The sequence below is a fragment of the Pseudarthrobacter sp. MEB009 genome (assembly GCF_030208875.1).
GTDB lineage: Bacteria > Actinomycetota > Actinomycetes > Actinomycetales > Micrococcaceae > Arthrobacter.
This window is the reverse complement of sequence record NZ_JARVTC010000013.1, coordinates 435,486-457,983: the sequence shown is the minus strand read 5'-3', so window position 1 is coordinate 457,983 and position 22,498 is coordinate 435,486. Positions and strand designations below refer to the sequence as shown.

The following is a 22,498-nucleotide window of genomic DNA, read 5'->3' as shown; positions in this document are numbered from 1 at the left end:
CAATGTAGCACCGTTCCCGTCCACGCCTGCCGGGGGCACCGGGCGTGGACCACAAAGGGCCCCGTCCGTGGACGGGGCCCTTTGTGTCATCGGTGGGGACAGTTAGTTGGTGCCCTTGTCCGTGTGGCCGATGTTGGCGGCGATGTTCTTCGTGGCCGTCTTGGCGTCCGTGGCAACCTTGGCGGCTGCATCAGCGGCGTCACCGGCAACGTGCTTGGCCTTATCTGCGGCGTCGTCGACGCCGTCCTTGACGTCCCCTGCAACGTCCGCTGCCTTGTCCTTGGCCGCGGCCACGGCGGAGGAAGCTGCGCCGGCTGCGTTCTCTGCAGCGTCAGCGGTGTTTTCCTTTACGTCGTTGACCGTGGTGGCGGGAACGGGGGCGGGCGTGGGCTTCACGGGTGAAGGCGTCTTCCATGGATCCTCCACCGGCTTGGAGGCCTTCCATGCGGCAACACCGGCGGCGACCGCTGCTGCCACAATGCCGAAGACCAGCCAACCGCGCTTCTTAGGCTTTGGCTGGGCCACTTGGATTCCTACAGCCTTCCCGGCCCCGGCCGCTGCGGCCTTCAGCTGGCTGCCTGCCGCATGGGCCTGGTCCTGGAACGAGTGGACGATCCCGGCGTCACCGAGGCGCTGGGCTACGGCATCAACGCGTGCCGGCGCACCTTCAAGGGTGCGGTGCACAGCCTCGGAGGCGTTGCCGATCTGGTCCGACAGGCGGGGCAGGTAGTCAACAACCACCCGGTCGCGGGCGTTCAGCACCACGGGGGCCGCCTTGTCGAGGGCCTCATGCAGGCGGGGCGAGGCATTGTCCACAACGTCGCTGATCCGGGGGGCAAGGTGCGCCAAGCCATCCTGGATCCGCGGCGTAACTGTTGCAACGCCGTCGGCCAGGTTGTGGGCAGCGGACTTCAGGCCCTCCTGGATCTTGGGAGACGCAGTGTCCAGGCTGTGCTGGAGGCGGGGTACCGCCCAATCCACAGCTGCTTCCACGCGGGGGGTGGCCCAATCCCGGGCATTCTCCACTGCGCTGGTGACTGACTGCTCGAGGTCACGGGCAATTCGGTCCGACTTCTTCACAACTACCTCCCGATTAATGTGACGGTTCTGTGGTTAGCCTACGTGCCCAGCTCTTCACCGGCTATTCACTCTGCGGATTTTAGGCATATTTCACCCAGCGCGGAACTGCCGGTGCTGCAGGCACTCCCCCAGGGTGGCATGGGAGAATGGGGGCCATGACTGCCATCGCAACTGCAAAAGCAACCATCCACACGAGCCTCGGCGACATCGTGGTTAACCTCTTCGGTAACCACGCGCCCAAGACAGTGAAGAACTTCGTGGGCCTCGCCACCGGCGAGCAGGACTGGACCCACCCGGAAACCGGTGAGGCCAAGTCCGGCACGCCGCTGTATGACGGAACCATCTTCCACCGCATCATCAAGGACTTCATGATCCAGGCCGGCGATCCGCTGGGCCGCGGTACCGGCGGACCGGGCTACCGCTTCGACGACGAAATCCACCCCGAACTCAGCTTCAACCAGCCCTACAAGCTGGCCATGGCGAACGCCGGCATCCAGATGGGCCAGGGAACCAACGGTTCGCAGTTCTTCATCACCACCATCCCCACCGACTGGCTGCAGGGCAAGCACAGCATCTTCGGCGAGGTGGCGGACGATGAGTCCCGCAAGGTAGTGGACGCGATCGAGGGCGTTCGCACCGGCATGGGTGACCGTCCGGTGGAGGATGTCACCATCAACAGCATCGACATCGAACAGCTGTAACACCGCACCATGAGTTACGGAATTCCTTCGGCTGAGCCGTCCGCCCAGGCTCCGGTGTGCCCACGGCACCCGGACAGGCCCTCCTACGTCAGCTGCCAACGCTGCGGGCGGCCTGCCTGCCCGGAGTGCCAGCGGGCGGCCGCCGTTGGATTCCAATGCGTTGACTGCGTCAACGAAGCAAAACGTTCGACGCCGGAAGTACGGTCTGTTTACGGCGGCGCCGTAGCAACGGGCAAACCTTTGGTGACGTTCGTGCTTATCGCCGCCTGCGCCCTCCTGTATGTCCTGCAGTGGTTGGTGCCCAACGATGCCATCTACCAGGCCCTCGGCTTCGCGAACATTTACGCGGAACCCCAATACGGCGAGTTTGAGCCGTGGCGGATGGTTACCTCCGCTTTCCTGCATTCGCAGGGTTTTGTCCTGCATATCGCCCTGAACATGTACATGCTCTGGATTTTTGGCCAGGCGCTCGAGCCGCTGCTGGGCCGCGTCCGTTTCCTTGCCCTTTACCTGCTCTCGGCCTTTGGCGGGTCCGTAGGCTACCTCCTGCTGACCTCCCTCTACAGTCCAGGCCAGCCGCTGTACGGGGTGGTGGGTGCCTCGGGTGCCATCTTCGGCCTGTTCGGCGCCATGCTGCTGGTCCAGCGCCAGCGCGGCGGGGACACGAGGCAGCTGTGGATCCTGATCGCCATCAATGGTGTCATCGGCTTCCTGGTGCCGCAGATCGCCTGGCAGGCCCACCTGGGCGGCCTGGTCACGGGTGCACTGGCAGCAGCCGTTATCGCCTACACCCCCCGCGGGCCCCGGCAGGGACTGATCCAGGCCGCAGGGCTGGTGGCTCTCCTGCTCCTGCTGTCGGTGGCCGCCTGGGTACGGGTGAGCCTCTGACAGCCCTCAGCTTCCAACGGAACCCCCAACGCCACCCGGCGTTGGGGGTTTTTGTTATCCACAGGGATTATCCACAGTGTTGGTAACTTACACGCATGTAGTTCAAGCAGGCCATCGGCCTCTGGAGCGCCCTGCCGGGCTTTTGTTACCGAACGGTACAGCGGAATCCACAGCTGTGGATAACTCTTGGGGATACCAGTGTGTGTATGTGGAAAACCGGGCTGCAAATGCTCCAAATGTGGATAAACCACGCAAAGATTGCCATGGCTGCGTGCGGTCCCAGGCCAGCCGGCCTGCTTTCAACAGGCTTTTGCACACTGTTAATAAGTGACATCGGTGTAGTTAAGCCATAAAAACAGGGCACGATCGCCCCCATTCCGGTGATTTTCGCGAATCGGGCCGCCCCTGTATCCACAGTTGTGGATAACTTGTGGGTATCCCGGTGTTGGTAAGTGGATAAGTACGCCGCAGGCTTGCAGGCGGACAGCCAGCCGGGGAGCGGGTCAATCGGTGCGCTGTTTAATGAAGGTGCTTCAAACGCGGCGCATCGGCTCCACGAGCCCCGGTGCCGTTGTGGGAATGCCCGGATTTATCCACAGGCAATCCACACTGTTAATAACCGTCACCTGGCCACGGAACGGGCCCACTGCCGCCATTGGGGGCCTGTGGGCCGGGCGCACCCGGCAGCACCGGACGTTATCCACACTGTGGATAACTTTCCCAACAGTTGGGGAAAAGCTGAAGACCTATGCAGGGCCCAGCGCAGGCCAGATTCCCGATGAGCCGCGCCTGTGGCTGTCCATGAGGTGGGTATCCACCATGCCGATAGCCTCCATCAGGGCGAACATGGTGGTGGGTCCCACGAAGGAGAACCCTTTACCGCGCAGGGCCTTGGAAAGGGCCGCGGATTCAGGAGAGCTGGTGGGTATGTCTGAGTGACGGGCAGGGGTGGGCGTGCTGGCCGGTTGGAACTGCCAGACGAAGTCCACCAGTCCACCGTCACCCCGCAATGAGAGGGTAGCCTGCGCGTTCCTGATGGTCGCCTGGATTTTGAGGCGGTTGCGGACAATGCCCGGATCCTGCAGCAGGCGCTCCACGTCGTGGTCGGTGAACAAGGCGACGGCCTCTGGGTCGAAGCCGGCGAAGGCAGCCCGGAAGGCGGGCCGCTTCCGCAGTATCGTGGCCCAGGACAGGCCGGCCTGGAACCCCTCGAGGCAGATGCGTTCGTAGAGCCCCTGCTCGTCCCTGACAGGCAGGCCCCACTCGTGGTCGTAATAGTCCTGCATCAGCGGGTTGGTGGCGGCCCAGGCAGGCCGGGACAACCCGTCCGGTCCGGTGACGACGCCGGCAGTGTCCGGTTCCACGGCTGGCGCTAGGAGCGCCACCGCGTGGTCATCAGGAAGCCGACGATGGCGATGCCAAAACCGGCCACAATGTTCCACGATCCCCAGGCCTGGACCGGGAACCGGCCCTCGCTGATGTAAAAAGTGATGATCCAGAACAGGCCAATAAGCATCAGGCCGAACATTACGGGCTTGAACCAGACCGGATTCGGTTTGTACGCCTGGGACGACGCCTGCTGCGGGGCGCTGGCAGTCTTCTTGCGCGGTTTCGACTCGGGCACTGGGTCTCCTTGGCGGGCTGGGACAAGTTCGGCAACCTGGCCTTGATATCCTGCAAGAAGGAAATAGCCAGTGGTCTGCACGATCTTGGTCAAATCTGGATTCTTACTAGCAGCCAATTCTAGCTGTAGTTCCTGGGCCGCCTGCGTCCAGTGGAGCCGCCAAGGAGAACGAGTGGTATTGCAGCAGAGGGCCCGACGCGCGGCCGCTCCTCCTCCCCGCGGCAACGTCGTGCGCCGCGTGGTCGGCGTTGCCGGGGAGTTGCTCATTACGGCGGGCGTCATCCTGCTGCTTTTTGTCGCCTGGCAGCTCTGGTGGACCAATGTGGAATCAGACGCCGCGCAGTCCCGGGTGATCAAGGAATTCGCGCGGGACCTTGGCGGGTCAGCGGATCCCTCCGCAAACCCGGCGGCGGCAGCACCGCCGTCGGCCGCTGACGACTTTGGCGCCCCCGTGGTGGGCGTAGCTCCAGGCCACGCCGGAACCATCGGCATCATGTACATCCCCAGGTTCGGCGCGGATTACACCCGCCCCATCGTGCAGGGAACAACAGGGGATGTCCTGGACACCCTGGGGCTGGGACACTACGCCAACACGGCCATGCCGGGAGCGGTGGGCAATTTTGCCGTCGCCGGCCACCGGCAAACCCACGGCGCGGTCCTGGACAACATCCATACCCTGGTCCCGGGTGACAAAATCTATGTCCAGACCAAAGACGGTTTCTACGTCTACGTATTCCGCAACAACCAGATTGTGATGCCCTCGCGAACGGACGTCCTGGAGCCCGTTCCCACCCGGCCCGGCGTTGAACCCACCGAAAGCTACCTGACCATGACCAGCTGCAACCCGCGCTTCGGCGCCGAAGAGCGCATCATCGCGTACGCCCTGCTGGACGAGTGGCGTCCCGCCGCTGCAGGACCGCCCGCGGAAATAGCAGGCCAGGTAGCGGCCGCCATGGGACAGGGGTAGGCATGTACAGCTGGCTGTTCCACCACCTTCCGGGTCCGTTGTGGCTGCGGATCGCCATCTCGCTGGTGCTGATTGGCGTGGCACTGGTATTGATGGTTTTGTACCTTTTCCCGTGGATGTCCCAGTACACCCAGTTCACCGACTCAACGATTGGTTCCCAAAGCCAGCCATGACCACAGCCAAGATCCTCGTAGTGGATAACTACGACAGTTTCGTCTACACCCTGGTGGGCTACCTCCAGGAGCTCGGCGCCGAAACCACAGTGGTGCGCAACGACGACGTGACCCTAGCAGAGGCCATTGAACTGGCCAGCACCCGCGACGGTGTCCTGATCTCCCCCGGCCCCGGCAACCCGGCCGAGGCCGGCGTCTGCATCGAGCTGATCAAATGGTGCGGGCAGAACAGCAGCCCGATGTTTGGTGTTTGCCTTGGACACCAGGCACTGGCTGAGGCCTTCGGAGGGACCGTCACGCACGCCCCGGAACTTATGCACGGCAAGACGTCCCTGGTGGAGCACACGGGCACCAGCGTCTTCGCCGGGTTGCCGTCGCCGGTGACGGCTACCCGCTACCACTCGCTGGCAGCGGTCCGCGAAACCATTCCGGAGGTCCTGGAAATCACGGCCCAGACAGCGTCAGGGGTGGTGATGGGGCTCCAGCACCGGACAGCACCGCTGTGCGGCGTCCAGTTCCACCCCGAATCGGTCCTCACCGAGGGCGGCTACCAGATGCTGGGCAACTGGCTGGAATCGCTCGGCATGGCGGGTGCCGCGGCCAAAGCGGCTACGCTCAGCCCCCTCATCCAGCACTGACCCCGCGGTCCTGGCTCCTGTTACTTCTTTTTGGTCGCTGTCGGCGTTGGAGTCGGCGTGGGTGTGGGTGGCGGCGGCGGAGCTTTGGCCACCACGATGTTCACGGTGCTGCCCTGTTCCAGCGTGGCATTGACGGGCGCTGACTGGTCGGTCACCCGGCCGGCTTCGACCTCGGAATTTTCAACCTCCGCCACCACCGGAACCAGGCTCAGCGCCTTGAGGGCAGTCTCGGCTTCTTCGCGTGTCCGGCCGCGCAGCTCGGGAACCGCCACCTTCCCGGTGGAGACCACCAGCTCAACAGTGGACCCGACGCCCACCGACTGGCCGGGCGCGGGGCTGGAGGTGATGACAATGCCGGCCGGGACCGTTGCGCTGTTGGCCGTTGTAGTGGTGGGCGCACCCACCAGGCCCATCTGCCGCAGGATGTCACGCGCAGCCGCCTCAGTGGCGCCTGGCAGGCTGTCGGGGATCTTCACTGCGCTGGGTCCCTCGGAGATGTTCAGCAGGATTTCAGCGCCGGGATCCAGCTCCGTGCCGGTGGTGGGGTCGGTCCCCAGCGCGGTGCCCTTGGCCACCGAGTCGCTGGCCTGCCTGACAATTTTGGGCCGCAAATCGGCGTTGTAGAGCTCCTGCAGAGCCGCCGATTCAGTCATGGTGGAGACCGAAGGCACCTGCACCTTCGGTGCGGCGGGAGCGGGCCTGTTGACGGAGTTGTACAGCCATAGGCCGCCTCCCGCCAGTATCAGCAGCGTGAAGACCACCAGCGTGGCAATCCACGCACGACGGCGTGACTTCTGTCCTGCAGTCCGGTCGCGTTCGGGGGTGAGGCCCAGCGGCAGCGCATCGGCGGGCGGCGGATCAAATTTGCCGGCGTCGCTGTTGCCCCAGGACTCAGTGGCTGCATCGCGGGTCGATGCGAACGAGCTGGCGGCCATGATCCCGGTTGGCGCATCGTCAGCCCGTCCTGTCCCCGCAAGGGCGAAAGCCTCGGTGGGAGGCGCCGCGGGGGCGGGAACATGGTCGTTGGGGTCGGTGGGGGCTTCCGAGGCGGCAACGGCAGGCACGGGAATGCCGGACCGGGCTGCCCGGAGCGCCCGGCGGAAAGCCGCTGCGTCCTGGAAACGGTCGTCCCTGTTTTTCTGCAGCGCCTTGGCCAGGACCGTATCCAGGGCGGGCGTCACGTCCGGATTGATGCTGCTGGCCGGTTCCGGTATTTCACGGACGTGCTGGTAGGCCACGGACACCGGGCTGTCACCGATGAAGGGCGGCCGGGAGGTCAGCATTTCGTACAGCAGGCAGGCCGCGGAGTACAGGTCGCTGCGGGCATCCACGGACTCTCCCCGTGCCTGCTCAGGAGAGAGGTACTGGGCGGTACCCACTACCGCCTGCGTCTGCGTCATGGTGGCCGAGGAATCGGCAATGGCACGGGCGATGCCGAAGTCCATGACCTTCACCGTGTTGGGCCCGGCGCAGTACATCACGTTGGCCGGCTTGATGTCCCGGTGGACGATCCCTGCTTTGTGGCTGTATTCGAGGGCACCCAGGACACCGAGGCAGTATTCGATGGCCTGGGGAATCGTGACGTCCTTGGCCCGGATGAGGTCGCGGAGGGTCTGTCCGTCCACGAACTCCATCACGATGTAGGGCACCTTGACGGTCTCTTCCGATCCGTCATGGACCAGGTGTTCGCCGGTGTCATAAATCGCCACGATGGACGGGTGGTTGAGGGCCGCTACGGCTTGGGCCTCGCGCTTGAACCGGGCCTGGAACTGCGGGTCCCGGGCAAGGTCGGGCCGGAGCAGCTTGATGGCAACGGTCCGTCCCAGCCGGGTGTCGAGGCCCCTGTGGACATCGGCCATGCCCCCGCGGCCGATCAGTTCACCCAGTTCGTAGCGTTCGCTCAGGACGCGCCGGATATCCACCGGGAGGTTGTCCTCCCGGTGCATCGGGGTGCGCGATGGGTCCGTCACTGGTTGTTCCGTTGCTTACGGTTTACAGGTTGCCTGCGCTCCCGGCAGCTGGCCGGTGGCGCAATCGGTGACGGTCGGAGCGGACGGAGCGGTCGTGGGAGCCTCCTTGGTGGGTGCTGCCGTAGTGGGTGCCGGCGGCTCGGTGGTCTGCGGGGCGACTGCGTAGGTGACAGTGATTGTTGAGCCCGGGGGGACGGGACCCGACGGATTCACATCCAGGACGGTGCCAGGTTCAGCGTCATCGGTGACTTGGGTGACGCCGTTGACTCCGAGCCCGAGGTTGACCAGGTCGGTGCGCACCTGCTGGTACGACCTGCCCAAGTAGGCCGCCGGAATGATGTCCACAGTCTCCGGCGCTTCGCTGGTGGTCGGCGGCGGGGTGGTGACCGGCTCAGTGGTGGGCGGCGCTGATGAGGGCGGCGCGGACCGGGTGGGGCTGGCGCTGGTGGCCTGCGGGCTGCTGGACGTGGGTCCGGCAGTGGTGTCGTCGGACGGGGAAAACAGTCCCTGCTGGTTGAGGAAGACCCCCACGAGCACAAACAGCCCCAGCAGGATCAGTGCCACCAACGGCCAGGTCCAAGGGCTGCGGCCCTTGCGTTTGGGCTGGTCGGCGGGCTCGTCGTCGTACGCTGGCTCGTCCTGGCTCCAGCTCCGCTCCGCGGCCAGCGCGTTGGCCCGGGCCAGCGTTCCCTGGGGCGCGTCGGCGTCCTGGGCGGCGGCGGCCCCTGCACCGGCTGCCGCACCCGCTGCTGCCGCACCCACGGCGGGCAATGCCGAGGTGTGCGTTGGAGCGTCCCGCTGGGTGCCCACCACGCTGGTGGGCGCAGTGGCCGTGTCCACCGGCGCGGTGACGGGGCCCGTGCCGGAATCGAAAAGGAGCATGCCCGGCACTGCCGCGCGGGCGGCGCTGATGTCCCCGTTGCGGATGGCCTCGGCGGCTTCCGACAGCTTGATGGCGTTGGCGGGACGGTTCTTGGGGTCCTTGGCCAGCATGGACATCAGGAGGGCGCGTACGGGAGTGGGCAGGGTTTCGGGCAGCGGCGGCGGCGCATCGTTGACCTGGGCCAGCGCGATGGCAATCTGCGATTCCCCGGAGAACGGGCGGTGGCCGGTGAGGCATTCGTAGCCGATGACGCCCAGCGAATAGATGTCGGAGGAACCGGTGGCGGTCTGGCCGGTGGCCTGCTCCGGAGCCAGGTATTGGGCCGTTCCCATGACTTGCCCGGTTTGGGTCAGCGGCACCTGGTCGGCGAGCCTGGCGATGCCGAAGTCAGTGACCTTAACCCGGCCGTCAGGGGTGATCAGGAGGTTTCCGGGCTTGATGTCCCGGTGCACCAGGCCCTGGGCGTGGGCCACGGACAGGGCCCGGGCAGTCTGGGCAATCATGGACAGGGTACGGTCCGGGGACAGCACCTGTTCGTGCTCGATGATGCTGCTCAGCGGCTGGCCGGGCACCAGTTCCATCACCAGGTAGGCGGAGCCCTCCTCCTCGCCGTAGTCGAAGACGTTGGCGATGCCCACGTGGTTGAGCAGGGCGGTGTGGCGGGCCTCAGCGCGGAAGCGCTGGAGGAAGCCCGGATCCCCGGTGTATTCCTCTTTCAGCACCTTGATGGCGACGATGCGGCCAAGGACCAGGTCCTTGGCTTTCCAGACCTCCCCCATCCCGCCGATCGCAATCCGCGTGGTCAGCTGGAATCTGCCGCCGAGGGTGATTCCGGTTGTAGGCCTCACTTATTCAACACCGCCTCAAAAATCTTCTTCGCGTTCGGACTGGTTAGCTGTGCGCCGGTAACAACGTCTACGTCTTCCATCACGATGGTGACGGCCACCTGAGGGTTGCCTGCTGGAGCAAAACCCGTAAACCAGGAATTGTTGGTGCCGCCGGCGTTCCCGAGCTCTGCGGTGCCGGTCTTGCCGGCGACTTCCACACCCGGTACAGCGGCGCCACGGGCAATGCCCTGGCTTACCGCGCTTTCCATCCACTCGGTAATCTGGTTGGCAATCTCGGGAGTTGTGGAGGTCCGCAACTGTTCAGGCTGTGGTTCGTCGATGACCCGCAGGTCAGGTGAGCGCAGGGTTTTGATCAGGCTGGGAGCCATCTGGACGCCGTCGTTGGCGATCGCTGCCGTCATCATGTTGATCTGCAGGGGAGTTGCCCGGACATCCTTCTGCCCCACTGAGGACTGCGCCAGCCCCGGACCGTCAAGGTCGTCGGGGAAGCTGTTGTCCGTGGCGTGGGCCAGCTTCAGCTGGTCGCCCACGTCCTCGCCGATGCCGAATTTTTTTGCCTGCTCGGCGATCGCGTCCCGGCCCAGGTCCAGGGCGATGCTGGCGAAGGGTGTATTGCAGGATTGCTGCAGGGCGAAGGCGAAACTGGCCTCGGTGCGGGTATAGCAGTTTCCGCCGGCGTAGTTGGGCAGGCTGTAATCGATGCCGTCGAAGGGCAGCTGCGCCGGGTTGGGCAACACACTGTCCTTGTTGTACTTCCCCGAGGCGAGGGCCGCTGCGGTGTCCACCAGCTTAAAGACGGATCCCGGGGCCAGGAGCTCGCCTGTGGGTCCGCTGACATTCTGGTTCAGGTTGATCCCGGGAACCTTGATCAGCTGATCCATCGCTGCCTGCTCAGCCGTGCGGTCCTGCGTGGCCACGGTGTTGGGGTCGTACGAAGGCTTGGACACCATGGCCAGGATGGCCCCGGTCTTCGGGTCGGTGACCACAATCGAGCCGCGCTGGCCGTCCGGTATCAGGCTGTAAGCCAGTTTCTGCAGTTCCGGGTCGATGGTCAGTTCCACGGAGGCACCCTTGGGCTGGCTGCCCAGGAACAACTGGCCGATCCGGTCCAGGAACAGCTGGTCCGAATTCCCGGCCAGGACCTCGCCCATGGACTGTTCCAGGCCGGTGGCGCCATAGCTTTGCGAGAAGTACCCGGTGAGGCCCGCGTACAGATCCCCCTGGGGATAGGTGCGCTGGAAGGCACACACTTCGGAGGTGCCTTCCACGGACTCCGCAACGGGATCGCCGCCCACAATGATGGCACCGCGGTCGTTGCAGAAGTTCTGCAGGACGGCCCGTTGGTTCAGCGGGTTGGCCTTAAGGTCGTCGGCGCCCACCACCTGCACAAAGCTGATTGCGCCAAAAATGAGGGCGAACATGGCAACTGCTGCCACCCAGGAGTTACGGATTGCCTGGTTCATGCCTGTTTCACCGCCTGGGTGGGAGTATCGATGCCGGTGGATTCCGCTGCGCCGGCGGGAGGCAGCGGTGTGGTGTCCACCGGGCCGCGGGCGGTGTGCGAGATCAATAGGAGCAGGCCCACAATGATCCAGTTGGCCAGCAGCGATGAACCGCCGGCCGCGAGGAACGGTGTGGTCAGGCCCGTGAGCGGGATCAGCCGGGTGACCCCGCCGATGACCACAAAGCACTGCAGGGCGACGGCGAAGGACAAGCCGCATGCCAGCAGCTTCCCGAAGGCGTCGCGGGTGCCCAGTGCTGCCCGGAAGCCGCGGGTGAAGAGCAGCAGATACAGCAGGACAACGGCGAACAGGCCGATGAGTCCGAGCTCCTCGCCGATGGACGCGATGATCATGTCGCTGTTGGCGAAGGGGACCAGGTCTGGCCGCCCCTGGCCCAGGCCGGTACCCACCAGGCCGCCGTTGGCCATCCCGAACAGTCCTTCGATGACCTGCCGGCTTCCGTCCCGGTATACGTCCGGGCTGAAGGCATTGAGCCACCCATAGATCCGCTGTTCCACGTGGGAGAAGACCTGGGCGGCAACAAAGCCGCCGCCCAGGATCAGCGCCAGGCCGATCACCACCCAGCTGATCCGGCTGGTGGCCACGTAGATCATCACGATGAACAGTCCGAAGAAGAGCACCGACGAGCCGAGGTCGCGCTGGAAGATCAGCACGCCGATGCTGACCAGCCACGCCGTGATCATGGGGCCCATGTCCTTGAACCGCGGAAACTGCAGGGGACCGACTTTGCGGCCGGCCAGCAGGATCAGGTCGCGGTTTGAGGAAAGATACCCGGCAAAGAATATTGCAAGCGTGATCTTGGCTACTTCGCCGGGCTGGAACGTCATGGGCCCGATCTGGATCCACACCCTGGCGCCGAGGATTTCACCGGCGCTGATCCCGGGGATGAGCGGCAGCAGGAGGAGCAAGGCGCTGGCAGCCAGTGAAATGAACGTGAACCGGCGGAGTACGCGGTGATCGCGGAGGAACCAGATCACGGCAATGGCCACGGCCATGGCGATCAGGGTCCACCGCAGCTGGTTGTTGCCGGTGTCCTGGTTTGGAGCGTCCAGGCGGTGGATGATGGCCAGGCCGAGACCGTTGAGGGCCACCACGATCGGAAGTATTACTGGATCGGCATATTTAGCGCGGAGCCGGAGGACCACATGGAAAACCAGGGCCGCCACGGCCAGGAGGCTCGACTGGAACCAGAAGTCGGAGTCGAACGCCTTCTCCTGATCCACACCCACCAGCATGTTGGCACCGATCCCCACGGCAAGGGCCAGGACCAGCAAGGCCAGTTCGACGTTCCGGCGGGGTTTTGGCATGGTGCTCAGCTGGCTCATCGTGCGGCCTCGCAGGTAACGGTGGGACTTGGCGTGGGTGTGGGGCTGCCCGGCGCCGGCGTGGCTGGAGCTGTCGCCGTTCCTGTGGGGGCGGGGGTGGGCGACGCGGTCTGGGTGGGGGCGGCCGAAGCCGTCACGCAGTCCTCCTCGGGTGAGGGGGAGCCGGTCAGTTCAAGGTTTTTTACGATCCGCTGCGCGTCGTAGAGGTCGTTGGCGGGCACTGTCTGGCGGACGCGCTGCTGGGAGAACTGCGGCAGGGAGTCCATCCGGATGTCGGTGACGGCCTCCAGCGTGGACAGCTGGATGGGGCCAAGGCGCTGCGAAACGCCATTGTAGATAGCCACGCGCGAGTCGAATTCGCCCACGTAGTAGCGGGTCTGGGTCCAGGCGTAGCCCAGCCACAGGCCGGCGGTGAGGAACACCAGTACGGCTGCAGCGATGGACCAGGTGATCCACCGGCGGGTCTTCAGCGGGACCGGGACGTCATCGGCGTCGCTGCCTTGCCCCTCTGCCTTGTGGGTCAGCAGGGTTGCCGCCCGGCGGGCGACAGTACGGCCCGCGATGGTGGGGATTGACCCTGATTCGGCGGCCAGCGCCGCAGAGCCCACCAATTCGTGGGGGCGGGACGAGAGCTCCTCGCGCAGCACCTCCGCCGACAGGTGTTCGCCCAGGTGGGGGTCGGTGGCACCGGAATCCGGCGGGTGCCCGGCAGCAGTGCCGGCAGCGTCGGGTGTTGCCGGTTCGGCCCCTGGACCGGCCGCGGCCGGACTGGACGCCGGTTCCTTGGCGGCAGGGGCGGACCCGGCCGGCTGCTGCTGGATCACTTCCACGGCGGCCGTGTGGACGTCGTCGGGCGTTTCCTCCACGATGTCCACCACCACCACGGTGACGTTGTCCGGGGAACCTGCCTCCAGGGTGAGGTCCACCAGGATCCCGGCGCACTCGTGGAGGTCCTTCGTCTCGCGGACAGTCCTCTCCACGGCATGCCCGGCAACATAGTTCAGGCCATCGGAGCACAGCAGCCAGCGGTCGCCCGGCAGGACATCCAGGGTGTCCAGGTCAAGTTCGGGACTGGCATCCACATCGCCCAGCACACGCATCAGAACGTTTTTATGCGGGTGGGTTTCGGCTTCTTCGGGCCGCAGCCTGCCTTCGTCAATGAGCCGCTGGACGAAGGTGTGGTCAACGCTGACCTGCTCGAATGTCCCGGCCCGCAGGCGGTACGCGCGGGAGTCCCCGATATGGGCGAAGTGCAGCCGGCCGCCGGCCAGCAGGAGGGCCGTGACGGTGGTGCCCATTCCCGCGAGTTTGGGATTGATGTGCACCAGTTCGGAAAGCAGTGAATTGGCGGTCTGGATTTCATCGGCCAGGATGGTGCCGGCGTCATCGTTGTAGTCTGCGCGGTCCAGGTGGATCATGTCCAGGACAGTGGCGGCGGAGGCGACGTCGCCGCCCGCGTGCCCGCCCATGCCGTCCGCCACCACGGCCAGATGCCGGCCGGCGTAAGCGGAATCGTCATTCTTGGAGCGGATCCGGCCCACGTCGGACTGCGCCGCGAAGCGCATGATGAGGGGCCGCTGCGCGGGCAGGTGCCCGGTGGCGGGGTTTTCGGGAGCAGCCACGGCTACGGCCTCAATTCGATGACCGTCTTGCCGATTCTCACGGGAACGCCTGGTTCAACGGGCAGCGCCCGGGTGAGTTGCTGGTCTGCCAGGTAGGTTCCGTTGGTGGAACCCAGGTCCTCGATGAACCAGCGGCTGCCCTGCGGGAACAGGCGCGCGTGGCGGCCTGAAGCGTAATCGTCCTCAAGCACCAGGGTGGCTTCCTGGGCGCGGCCCAGCAGGATGGGGCTCGCGGCCAGCGGAATGGTAGTGCCCTTCAATGGCCCTTCGACCACCACCAACTGGTGGGCCTGCAGCTTGACGGGCTGCGGGGGAGCCTCGGCAAGTTCGGGGTTGCGGCGGACTTCGCGGGCGGTGGGGGCGCCGGAAGCGGCTTTCCGTCCCACCATAAGGTCCCGGCGCATGGCCGAGACAATGCTGAAGATGAGGACCCACAGCAGCAGCAGGAAGCCGAACCGCAGCACTGTGATGGTGAGATCGCTCATGTCATTCATGCGGAACCACCGGGTCCGGCGGGAAGCAGGCGGAAGATGATCTTTGTCCGTCCCATCGTGATGGTGGAGCCGTCTGTGAGTTCGGTGCTGCCGGCCACGCGCTGCCCGTTGACGTAGCTGCCGTTGGTGGAACCCATGTCCACGGCGCTGGTCACGCCGTTGGCGGTGCGGATCTCCAGGTGCCGGCGTGAAACGCCGGTGTCCTCCACCAGGATGTCAGCCTCGGAGGACCTGCCCAGCACGATGGACGGCGCGTTCAGTGAGTACCTTTGCCCGTCAATGTCCAGCACGGGCTGCAGGCGCACGGGCTGGCGGCTGGGGGCGGCCGGCACGTTGGGGCGTGCCGGTGCCGCGGCCGCGGCACCGTTCTGCTTTTCCGTGGCCGAAGCAATTTCGAAGTCCCCGGCGCGGAGTTCCGCGTCCCGGCGGAAGGAGATCCGGACCGGGCCCTGCAGGGTGTAACCCTGGCTGCGGACGTGGTTGATCACCACGTCACACAGTTCTTCGGCCAGCGGGGTACCCCATTCCTGGGCCCGGGCAAAGTCCTCGTTGCTCAGCTCAACGTCGAAAACGTTGGCAGCCAGCGTCCGGCCGGCCGAAACCGTCAGCGCCTTGTTGTCGAGTTCGCGGCGGAGCCTGCTGGCGATCTCCACGGGCTCAACCTGTGCTTTGGAGCCGGTGGAGAAGACGCCCCGGACGGCTTTTTCGATGCCGCGTTCCACTTTATCCAGCAGACCCATAGGTCCTTCTCCTTTCCCCCCGGCTGCGGGGCAATAGTCCTTGGCAGGAACGCCGCGTGACGGTCCGTCACCAGGCGTTGTGACTGCGCGCGGCAGTCACGTCCAGAACCGATACTACTGGGCAGGGCTGGGAATGACCTTAATCCGCAACGGCCGGGCTGGCGTAAAAGTTCAGCCACCGGACGCTGCCGTGGGGCTCCTGGAGGGCTGTGGAAAGGCCATTTCGTCCCGTGTTCCGGGGGTTTTGGCACGGCTGGTGGAGGGGCCGCCAGGCTCAATTGGTATTTTCCGGCATATGTCCGTTATGCTTGATCTCGCTGCTTTCGCAAGTCCGCATAACCGGGAAACCGGGAGCGGAAATGGGAAAGAAGTTGCGCGCGAGTGGCGGAACGGCAGACGCGCTGGCTTCAGGTGCCAGTGTCCGAAAGGGCGTGGGGGTTCAAATCCCCCCTCGCGCACGCAAATGGATGGGCCCCGGTCTTAGGATCGGGGCCCATCCTGTTTTAACTGTTGGCGGCTGCCTGCTCCGCACGCCACGCTACGGACGCGCGGAAGCCTGGAACCGGCGTCGTGAGTTGGCAAGGTGGCTGCGCATGGCAGCTGCGGCCGCGGATCCGTCGCCGTCAGCGATGGCATCGGCAATGGACCGGTGTTCGTGCACCACCTGGTCGAAGTGGTCCCGGGCATAATGTTCGACGCCGGTCATCAGCCGGGTGCGGGGCATGGCGATCATCGTCTGCCCCAAGGCGGTCAGGCAGTCGGAGTAGTACGGGTTGCCGGATGCGGCGGCCACTGCCCGGTGGAATTCGAAGTCCGCCTTCATGGCGTGCGCGGGGTGGCCCGTGCTGGCCGTAAATTCTTCCAGGGCGGCTGTGACGGCACGCAACTGGCGGTCGGTGCGGTTTCGGGCGGCCAGGGCCGCTGCCTCCGATTCCACGCCGAGCCGGAAGTCCAGCAGGTGGAGGCGGTCCTCCGTACTGGCCACGGGCCGCGTCCCCGGCGCTGCCGGGGACGCCTCTGAGGGCGGGGTGAGGGCAAAGCTGCCCCTGCCCCGTTCCGTTTCCACCAGTCCCTCGGCCTGCAGCCGGGTCAGGGCCGCGCGAACCACCGTACGGCTGACGCCGAAATCGCTGATCAGCGTGTTCTCGCTGGGCAGTTTCCCGCCCGGCTGGATGACGCCGTCCACAATCCGGGTGCGGAGGTCGGCGGTGAGGTCCGCGGTGAGGTTTCGGCTCATGGGATCAAGGTTACGCGCCGAACTCCACGGAGTCGGTGGTCCAGGCGCGTGCCTGGCCGCTCAGGGTGACGCCCAGTCCCGGCCGGTCCGGGACAATCATGCGGCCGTTCTTGGTTTCCAGGCGTTCCTCGAAGAGCGGGTCGAGCCAGTCGAAGTGCTCCACCCACGGTTCCCGCGGGTAGGCCGCCGCCAGGTGCAGGTGGATTTCCATGGCGAAGTGGGGTGCCAGGCCAAGGCCGCGTTCGTCGGCCAGGGCCGCGAGGCGGAGGAATTGGGTGATGCCGCCCACCCGGGGGGCGTCCGGCTGGATGATGTCGCAGCTGTTGGCGTTGATGAGGCCCTTGTGTTCGGCCACGGAGGCCAGCATTTCGCCGGTGGCGATGGGTGTGTCCAGGACGTGGGCCAGGTGCGCGTGTCCCTCGAAGTCGTAGGCGTCCAGGGGCTCCTCGATCCAGATGAGGTTGTACTGCTCCAGCTGCCGGCCCATCCGCAGTGCCGTGGCACGGTCCCACTGCTGGTTGGCATCCACCATCAGCGGCACGTCCCAGCCGATGTGCTCCCGGACGCCCGCCACACGGCGCAGGTCTTCCGAGGAGTCCGGCAGGCCAACCTTGATCTTGATGCCGCCGATGCCTTCCGCCAGGAGTTGGGTGGCACGGGCCTTGACCTCGTCCAGGCTTGCGTTCAGGAATCCGCCCGATGTGTTGTAGGTCTGGACGGAATCGCGGTAAGCACCCAGGAGCTTGGCCAGCGGCAGCCCGGCCCGCTTTGCTTTCAGGTCATACAAGGCGATGTCGATGGCCGCGAGGGCCTGGGTGGCCACCCCGGAGCGGCCAACGGAGGCGCCGGCCCAGAGGAGCTTGGTGTAGATCCGGCCGATGTCGTTGGGGTCTTCCCCGATGATGCCTTCCGCCACTTCCTTGGCGTGGGCGTACTGTGCCGGGCCGCCGGCCCGCTTGGAGTAACTGAAACCCAGTCCGGTGTGGCCCTGTTCCGTGGTGATCTCGGCAAACAGGAACACCACCTCGGTCATGGGCTTCTGCCGCCCGGTGAAGACCTTCGCGTCGCTGATGGGGACGCTGAGCGGCAGCGTGGCGGTGGACAGCTTGACGTGGCGGATGAGATCGACGGGACTCATGGGTTCTCCTAGGTGGCGGGGCATCTTTGCCTACACTTAGGATACAAGTTTACAACTTGTAGTACAAGACTTACCTGTTCCGGAGGGCGTCGAAGCCTGTGATCAGGGCTTCCAGGCCCAAGCCGAAGGCCACGTCGGCCGGCCGCGGGTGCTGCTCGGCTGCCAGCCGGTCGACGGCGGCCGTGAAGTTGGGAGTCTGCGCGGCGAGGGTGCCGGCGTCGAAAATGTCCGCCGGGGCCGTGACGTCGTACGCGGCGCCGAAGACAAACGCCTCCAGGGCGACGATGGCGGAGATCGTTTTCTCCGCGGGGAACCCCGCAGCCCCGAAGCCGGCCGTTACCGCCTCATACATGGCGAGTGTTTTGGGCGCATTGGCGACCGGCAGCACCGCGATAATGGGGATCAGGGGTGTGTGCTGGGCAAACACCTCGCGGTAGGACCAGGCCCACCGGCGCACGGCGGCATCCCACGGGCCGGCGCCGAAACCCGACACGTCCACCATCTCCACCAGGTGGTCCTCAACAAGGAGCAGCACATCATCCTTGGAGGACACATGGTTGTAGAGGGCCGACGGCGCCACGTCCAGCGACCGGGCCAGCGCGGCCATGGTCAATCCGTCGTAGCCCTTCCTGCTGATCAGCGCCAGGGCTGCGACGGTGATGCCCGCCTTGTCCAGTACGGCTGCCGACGGCCTCCCGGCGCGCCTTCTGGCTGCCGGGTCCTTCCCCGCGGATCGTCCCTGTGTGGCTGATACTGCCGGCATTGCTGCCCCTTCTGTCATGGTCTCCAGCATTATTCCATCCGCGCACTTCCGGTCCCGCCCGGCAGCCGCTATAGTTGATGCTAAATGAACGTCATTCATTTAGTGCTCCCCGTCACTTTGCGGGCCGCAGAGAGGACATCATGCTGAACCTGAACCGCGACGTTGCAGTGGTGGGAGCCGGCCCGTCCGGCCTGACCGCAGCCCGTGAACTGAAGAAGGCCGGTTTCACCGTCGCCGTCATCGAGGCCCGTGACAGGGTGGGTGGCCGCACCTGGACCGACACCATCGACGGGGCCATGCTGGAAATCGGCGGCCAGTGGGTCTCGCCGGACCAAACGGTGCTCCTGGACCTGCTCGCGGAGCTCGGCCTGCAGACCTACTCCCGCTACCGGGAGGGAAAATCCGTCTATATCGGCGCGGACGGCGCTCCCGTGACCTATACGGGCGACTCCTTTCCCGTGGCGCCGGGCACCGCCGCCGAAATGGACCGGCTGATTGAACTGCTTGACGGCCTGGCGGAGGAGATCGGTGCCACCGAGCCCTGGGCGCATCCCAAGGCACGTGAACTGGACACCATCTCATTCCACCATTGGCTGCGGCAGAATTCCGCTGACGAGGAAGCCTGCAACAACATTGGCCTCTTCATCGCCGGCGGCATGCTGACCAAGCCGGCGCACGCCTTTTCCGCCCTGCAGGCGGTCCTGATGGCCGCCTCCGCCGGCTCCTTCACGCACCTCACGGATGAGGATTTCATCCTGGACAAGCGTGTGGTGGGCGGAATGCAGCAGGTTTCGCAGCTGATGGCCGCAGGCCTGGAGGGTGACGTGGTGCTGGACAGCCCGGTCCGCAGCATTAACTGGACTGCCGACAGTGCGGTGGTTGTCTCGGAGCGCGCAACAGTGAATGCGAGGTTTGTAGTCATGGCGGTTCCGCCGAACCTCTACTCCCGGGTGTCCTTTAACCCGCCGCTGCCCCGCCGCCAGCACCAGATGCACCAGCACCAGTCGCTGGGCCTGGTCATCAAGGTGCACGCCGTCTACAAAACCCCGTTCTGGCGTGCGGCCGGCCTGTCGGGCACCGGCTTCGGCGCCGGCGCCCTGGTGCAGGAGGTCTACGACAACACCAACCACGGCGACACCCGCGGCACTCTGGTGGGCTTCATCTCCGACGAGAAAGCCGACGCCGTCTTCGAGCTCAGCCCGGCGGACCGCAAAAAGGCCGTCCTGGAATCCATCGCCGCCTTTTTGGGTGACGCTGCCCTGGCGCCGGAAGTGTATTACGAATCCGACTGGGGCTCTGAGGAGTGGACGCGCGGTGCCTACGCTGCCAGCTATGACCTGGGTGGCCTGCACCGCTATGGCAAGGACCAGCTGGCTCCCGTGGGGCCCATCCACTGGTCCTCGTCAGACCTGGCCGCCGAGGGGTACCAGCACGTTGACGGGGCCATCAGGATGGGGCGCCGGACGGCACAGCTGATCGCAGAAAAAGCGAAGGTGCAGGTTGCGGCCGGCTGGTAAATAAGCATGCTTACCAATAGGCTGGCCGAAGGGGAGCGACCCCGACAGCAGACGAAGAGGTGAGGCATGACTGACGCACAGAGCATCAGCAAAGTAACCGACATCATCAACGGGTCCCACATCGGGATGTTGACCACCATCAACGGGGAGGGTGCCCTCGTCAGCCGCCCGCTGGCCGTCCAGGAAGTGCTGGACGACGGCGACATGTGGTTTTTCACGGGCCTGAACACCTCACAGGTAACGCACGTCCGGGCCGACTCCCGCGTCAACGTCTCGTTCGGAAAAAACACCGAATGGGTGTCTGTGGCAGGGACCGCCGAGGTTGTCACGGACCGCGCCAAAATCCGCGAAATGTGGAACCAGGCGGTGGAGGCGTGGTTTCCGGACGGCCCGGATACCCCTGAGGTGTGCCTGCTGCGGGTCGATTCCGATTCGGCCGAGTACTGGACCAGCCCGGGAGGCACGGCGGCCACTGTCCTGCAGTGGGTCAAGGCCAAAGTCACCAACAGCCGGATGAGCGTTGGCGAGAGCGGCACCGTGGATCTCTGAGTCCCCGCAAAAGGTGGAGCAGCGCAGGCTGCTCCACCTTTTGTCGTTTAACCGCCGGTTCAGCCGTTCGGGGAAAGAGCGGCGAGGACTGCAGGAAGGAGGACATCGTTCCGGCCCCAGACGGGGTCCAGGATTTCGACGTACCAGGAGTCGGCCAGCAGTAGGGCCAAAGCATCGTTGGTTTCCTCCGCCCAATCCCGGATCTGGTCCTCGGTGACGGGGTTTTCGCTGGAACCGAGGACGGTGGCCACATCATCGCCTGCCAGCGTGACGGGAATGGCGGCGTTGCTTGAATCGCCCGGGGCGTGCGCCACGGTAATGAATTCGCTGCGGGTGGACAGCGCCAGCAGGTCTCCAGCCGCGGCGGGGCTGCAGAACCCGGTAACGTACTGCCGCTGGGCCAGGGCGGCGCCGCTGATTCCCGGCTGGGATTCCTTCGTGAAAAGGCCGCTGCGGTTCAGGCGGGCGAGTTCCGGGGCGAGTGCGATGGTTTCAGGATCGAAGCCTGCCGCGAAGTGGCCCGGCTGGTATTTGCTGCCGCCTTCAAGCCACCGGGCCGTGAGCTCGCCAGCCCCGGCCAGGGTGGTGGCCTGGCGCCACACGCCGCGGTCCTCCAGCAGGCGGCCGAAGCGGTCATGGACTGGCATTTCCTCTGGCTTCATCCTTTGGATGCTATCCGCCCTGACGCAGCCTGATCCAGTGGCACCGACACAGCACTTAACGTCAGGCTGCGCCGGCCTGGTTCGTAGGAAGTCCGGCAGCGCGCTCCGCTGCAGCCAGCGACAACGCCAATCCGGTTACTGCGGCCGGGTAGTCGCGGTGCGGCTGTGCGCGCAATTGTTCGGCCGTCCGCATGGCCTTGATCAGTGCCGACGTTTCCGGCAACCGGACATCGGTGAGGGCCGGGTAGTCGATGCTGCAGGCGGGGTCCAGCTCATACCTGCGCCAGCGGGCCATCAGTTCATCGTGCTGGACCCTGGCGGCCTGGTTGGCGGACACCTGCAGCCTCGAGTCCCGCCGGCCGGCCCGCCAGGCCAGCAAGCGGGGGCTGAGGCGGTAGGCGGCGACGGCGGCCCCAACACCGGCGGCACCGAGGATCAGGCCGGCCCACGGCCAGGCCAGGGTGGGAATGACCAGTGCCGGAACGGCAACGGCGGCGCCCAGGAAGAGGTCCCAGAACAGCTGGTCGGAGCGCTCCGGACCGGTGCCTGCAGGGGCGAGGGACCGCCGCCGGACCAAATAGACAGTGCCCGCAACACTGACCACCAAAACCGCCCCGCAGAGGAGCAGGAGGAGTCCCTCGGAGAAGGCTTCCATCACGGCCGACATCCTGAACCTCCAGCGGTTACCGCCCGGGCCAAGGTTTCCCAGGCTTGTCTTCCCATTAAATTGGGTTCCGGCGCCGGGGTCAATGCCGCGTACCGTGGGGTCATGAGACTGAAAATGTGCAGCATCCATGTGCAGGACCCGGCGACGGCCCACACCTTTTACACGGACACCCTGGGTTTCGAAACCCTGATGGCCATGCCCGAATACAACCTGTTCATCGTCAAGGATCCCGGTGCCGGCGCAGGCGCCGCCGGGCTGCTGCTGGAACCCAGCGACAACCCGATCGGCGCCAATTACATGAACGCCCTGCACAACGCCGGCCTGCCGGCAATTGTCTTCGGCGTCCCCGACGTCCAGGCCGAGTACCAGCGGCTGCTGGCGGCCGGGGTGAGCTTCCGCGGCGAACCCACCGAGGATCCCTCAGGCATCAGCGCCGTGTTCGACGACGGGTGCGGCAACTACGTGCAGTTGCACCAGGACTGAGCGGCC

General features: G+C 65.5%; 23 protein-coding genes and 1 tRNA gene. 9 read left to right on the top strand and 15 right to left on the bottom strand.

The window, feature by feature from the left end; all coding sequences use genetic code 11:
- Nucleotides 1-102: 102 nt before the first annotated feature.
- Entirely contained in the window at nucleotides 103-1,080 is a 978-nt protein-coding gene (locus QRN07_RS13375) for a hypothetical protein (RefSeq protein ID WP_050684561.1), read from the bottom strand.
- 155 nt (nucleotides 1,081-1,235) lie between these two features.
- On the opposite strand from QRN07_RS13375, the gene QRN07_RS13370 reads away from it, so the two are divergent.
- Together QRN07_RS13370 and QRN07_RS13365 are read left to right on the top strand one after the other, a co-directional pair.
- On the top strand, nucleotides 1,236-1,781 hold the full coding sequence (locus QRN07_RS13370) for a peptidylprolyl isomerase (RefSeq protein ID WP_050684562.1): 546 nt from the start codon (nucleotides 1,236-1,238) through the stop codon (nucleotides 1,779-1,781).
- Between the two features lie 9 nt (nucleotides 1,782-1,790).
- Entirely contained in the window at nucleotides 1,791-2,669 is an 879-nt protein-coding gene (locus QRN07_RS13365) for a rhomboid family intramembrane serine protease (protein ID WP_285241275.1), read from the top strand.
- A 746-nt stretch (nucleotides 2,670-3,415) separates the two neighbouring features.
- Here the strand turns inward: QRN07_RS13365 and QRN07_RS13360 are convergent.
- Together QRN07_RS13360 and QRN07_RS13355 are read right to left on the bottom strand one after the other, a co-directional pair.
- Nucleotides 3,416-4,033, bottom strand: a complete 618-nt coding sequence (locus QRN07_RS13360; RefSeq protein ID WP_285241274.1) for a DNA-3-methyladenine glycosylase I — start codon at nucleotides 4,031-4,033, stop codon at nucleotides 3,416-3,418.
- Between the two features lie 8 nt (nucleotides 4,034-4,041).
- Nucleotides 4,042-4,293, bottom strand: coding sequence for a cell division protein CrgA (locus QRN07_RS13355; protein ID WP_050684564.1), 252 nt, complete (start codon nucleotides 4,291-4,293; stop codon nucleotides 4,042-4,044).
- A 172-nt stretch (nucleotides 4,294-4,465) separates the two neighbouring features.
- Here QRN07_RS13355 and QRN07_RS13350 point away from each other — a divergent pair, with 172 nt between their 5' ends.
- From QRN07_RS13350 to QRN07_RS13340, 3 genes are read left to right on the top strand one after another with little or no spacing between them, the layout of a single operon-like run.
- Entirely contained in the window at nucleotides 4,466-5,260 is a 795-nt protein-coding gene (locus tag QRN07_RS13350; RefSeq protein ID WP_050684565.1) for a class E sortase, read from the top strand.
- A 2-nt stretch (nucleotides 5,261-5,262) separates the two neighbouring features.
- On the top strand, nucleotides 5,263-5,433 hold the full coding sequence (locus QRN07_RS13345; RefSeq protein WP_164468850.1) for a hypothetical protein: 171 nt from the start codon (nucleotides 5,263-5,265) through the stop codon (nucleotides 5,431-5,433).
- Nucleotides 5,430-6,071 (top strand): aminodeoxychorismate/anthranilate synthase component II, encoded by a 642-nt coding sequence (locus QRN07_RS13340; RefSeq protein WP_050684566.1) that lies wholly within the window; start codon nucleotides 5,430-5,432, stop codon nucleotides 6,069-6,071. The genes QRN07_RS13345 and QRN07_RS13340 overlap by 4 nt, the downstream gene beginning before the upstream one ends.
- Before the next feature lie 20 nt (nucleotides 6,072-6,091).
- Here the strand turns inward: QRN07_RS13340 and pknB are convergent, their stop codons facing one another.
- Genes pknB through QRN07_RS13305 form a run of 7 tightly spaced genes read right to left on the bottom strand, consistent with a single transcriptional unit; the run spans nucleotide 6,092 to nucleotide 15,476 of the window.
- Nucleotides 6,092-8,017, bottom strand: a complete 1,926-nt coding sequence (pknB, locus tag QRN07_RS13335; protein WP_056599424.1) for a Stk1 family PASTA domain-containing Ser/Thr kinase — start codon at nucleotides 8,015-8,017, stop codon at nucleotides 6,092-6,094.
- Nucleotides 8,018-8,056: 39 nt separating this feature from the next.
- On the bottom strand, nucleotides 8,057-9,772 hold the full coding sequence (locus QRN07_RS13330) for a protein kinase domain-containing protein (RefSeq protein ID WP_050684568.1): 1,716 nt from the start codon (nucleotides 9,770-9,772) through the stop codon (nucleotides 8,057-8,059).
- A complete protein-coding gene (locus QRN07_RS13325; protein ID WP_056599427.1) occupies nucleotides 9,769-11,235 on the bottom strand; it encodes a peptidoglycan D,D-transpeptidase FtsI family protein in 1,467 nt (488 codons plus the stop codon). The genes QRN07_RS13330 and QRN07_RS13325 overlap by 4 nt, the downstream gene beginning before the upstream one ends.
- On the bottom strand, nucleotides 11,232-12,620 hold the full coding sequence (locus QRN07_RS13320; RefSeq protein WP_285241273.1) for an FtsW/RodA/SpoVE family cell cycle protein: 1,389 nt from the start codon (nucleotides 12,618-12,620) through the stop codon (nucleotides 11,232-11,234). Before QRN07_RS13320 ends, QRN07_RS13325 begins: the two co-directional genes overlap by 4 nt.
- Nucleotides 12,617-14,242, bottom strand: coding sequence for a PP2C family protein-serine/threonine phosphatase (locus tag QRN07_RS13315; RefSeq protein WP_285241272.1), 1,626 nt, complete (start codon nucleotides 14,240-14,242; stop codon nucleotides 12,617-12,619). The genes QRN07_RS13320 and QRN07_RS13315 overlap by 4 nt, the downstream gene beginning before the upstream one ends.
- A 2-nt stretch (nucleotides 14,243-14,244) precedes the next feature.
- On the bottom strand, nucleotides 14,245-14,727 hold the full coding sequence (locus tag QRN07_RS13310) for an FHA domain-containing protein FhaB/FipA (RefSeq protein ID WP_050684627.1): 483 nt from the start codon (nucleotides 14,725-14,727) through the stop codon (nucleotides 14,245-14,247).
- Nucleotides 14,728-14,732: 5 nt separating this feature from the next.
- Nucleotides 14,733-15,476, bottom strand: coding sequence for an FHA domain-containing protein (locus QRN07_RS13305; RefSeq protein ID WP_285241271.1), 744 nt, complete (start codon nucleotides 15,474-15,476; stop codon nucleotides 14,733-14,735).
- Between the two features lie 375 nt (nucleotides 15,477-15,851).
- Between QRN07_RS13305 and QRN07_RS13300 the strand changes: the two genes are divergently transcribed.
- Nucleotides 15,852-15,934 (top strand) — tRNA-Leu (locus tag QRN07_RS13300).
- A gap of 80 nt (nucleotides 15,935-16,014) precedes the next feature.
- Here QRN07_RS13300 and QRN07_RS13295 read toward each other — a convergent pair.
- The 3 genes from QRN07_RS13295 to QRN07_RS13285 all read right to left on the bottom strand — a co-directional run bounded on the left by QRN07_RS13295 (nucleotide 16,015) and on the right by QRN07_RS13285 (nucleotide 18,614).
- Nucleotides 16,015-16,713 (bottom strand): FadR/GntR family transcriptional regulator, encoded by a 699-nt coding sequence (locus tag QRN07_RS13295; protein ID WP_285241270.1) that lies wholly within the window; start codon nucleotides 16,711-16,713, stop codon nucleotides 16,015-16,017.
- 10 nt (nucleotides 16,714-16,723) lie between these two features.
- Nucleotides 16,724-17,851 (bottom strand): L-talarate/galactarate dehydratase, encoded by a 1,128-nt coding sequence (locus QRN07_RS13290; protein WP_285241269.1) that lies wholly within the window; start codon nucleotides 17,849-17,851, stop codon nucleotides 16,724-16,726.
- Between the two features lie 70 nt (nucleotides 17,852-17,921).
- Nucleotides 17,922-18,614 carry a TetR/AcrR family transcriptional regulator gene (locus QRN07_RS13285; protein WP_285241268.1) on the bottom strand — a complete coding sequence of 231 codons (693 nt, stop codon included), beginning with the start codon at nucleotides 18,612-18,614 and terminating at the stop codon, nucleotides 17,922-17,924.
- A gap of 140 nt (nucleotides 18,615-18,754) precedes the next feature.
- Between QRN07_RS13285 and QRN07_RS13280 the strand changes: the two genes are divergently transcribed.
- Both QRN07_RS13280 and QRN07_RS13275 read left to right on the top strand, forming a co-directional pair.
- Nucleotides 18,755-20,131, top strand: coding sequence for a flavin monoamine oxidase family protein (locus QRN07_RS13280; RefSeq protein WP_285241267.1), 1,377 nt, complete (start codon nucleotides 18,755-18,757; stop codon nucleotides 20,129-20,131).
- Between the two features lie 66 nt (nucleotides 20,132-20,197).
- Nucleotides 20,198-20,680 carry a pyridoxamine 5'-phosphate oxidase family protein gene (locus QRN07_RS13275; protein ID WP_050684605.1) on the top strand — a complete coding sequence of 161 codons (483 nt, stop codon included), beginning with the start codon at nucleotides 20,198-20,200 and terminating at the stop codon, nucleotides 20,678-20,680.
- A gap of 59 nt (nucleotides 20,681-20,739) precedes the next feature.
- On the opposite strand, the gene QRN07_RS13270 is transcribed toward QRN07_RS13275, so the two are convergent.
- Nucleotides 20,740-21,342: a DUF6919 domain-containing protein gene (locus QRN07_RS13270; RefSeq protein WP_050684606.1), complete on the bottom strand. Its 603-nt coding sequence runs from the start codon at nucleotides 21,340-21,342 to the stop codon at nucleotides 20,740-20,742.
- A gap of 61 nt (nucleotides 21,343-21,403) precedes the next feature.
- On the bottom strand, nucleotides 21,404-22,009 hold the full coding sequence (locus QRN07_RS13265) for a hypothetical protein (RefSeq protein WP_285241266.1): 606 nt from the start codon (nucleotides 22,007-22,009) through the stop codon (nucleotides 21,404-21,406).
- A 102-nt stretch (nucleotides 22,010-22,111) separates the two neighbouring features.
- Between QRN07_RS13265 and QRN07_RS13260 the strand changes: the two genes are divergently transcribed.
- The gene (locus QRN07_RS13260; RefSeq protein ID WP_050684608.1) at nucleotides 22,112-22,492 is read left to right on the top strand and encodes a VOC family protein; all 381 of its coding nucleotides are present in this window, start codon (nucleotides 22,112-22,114) and stop codon (nucleotides 22,490-22,492) included.
- Nucleotides 22,493-22,498: the final 6 nt, after the last annotated feature.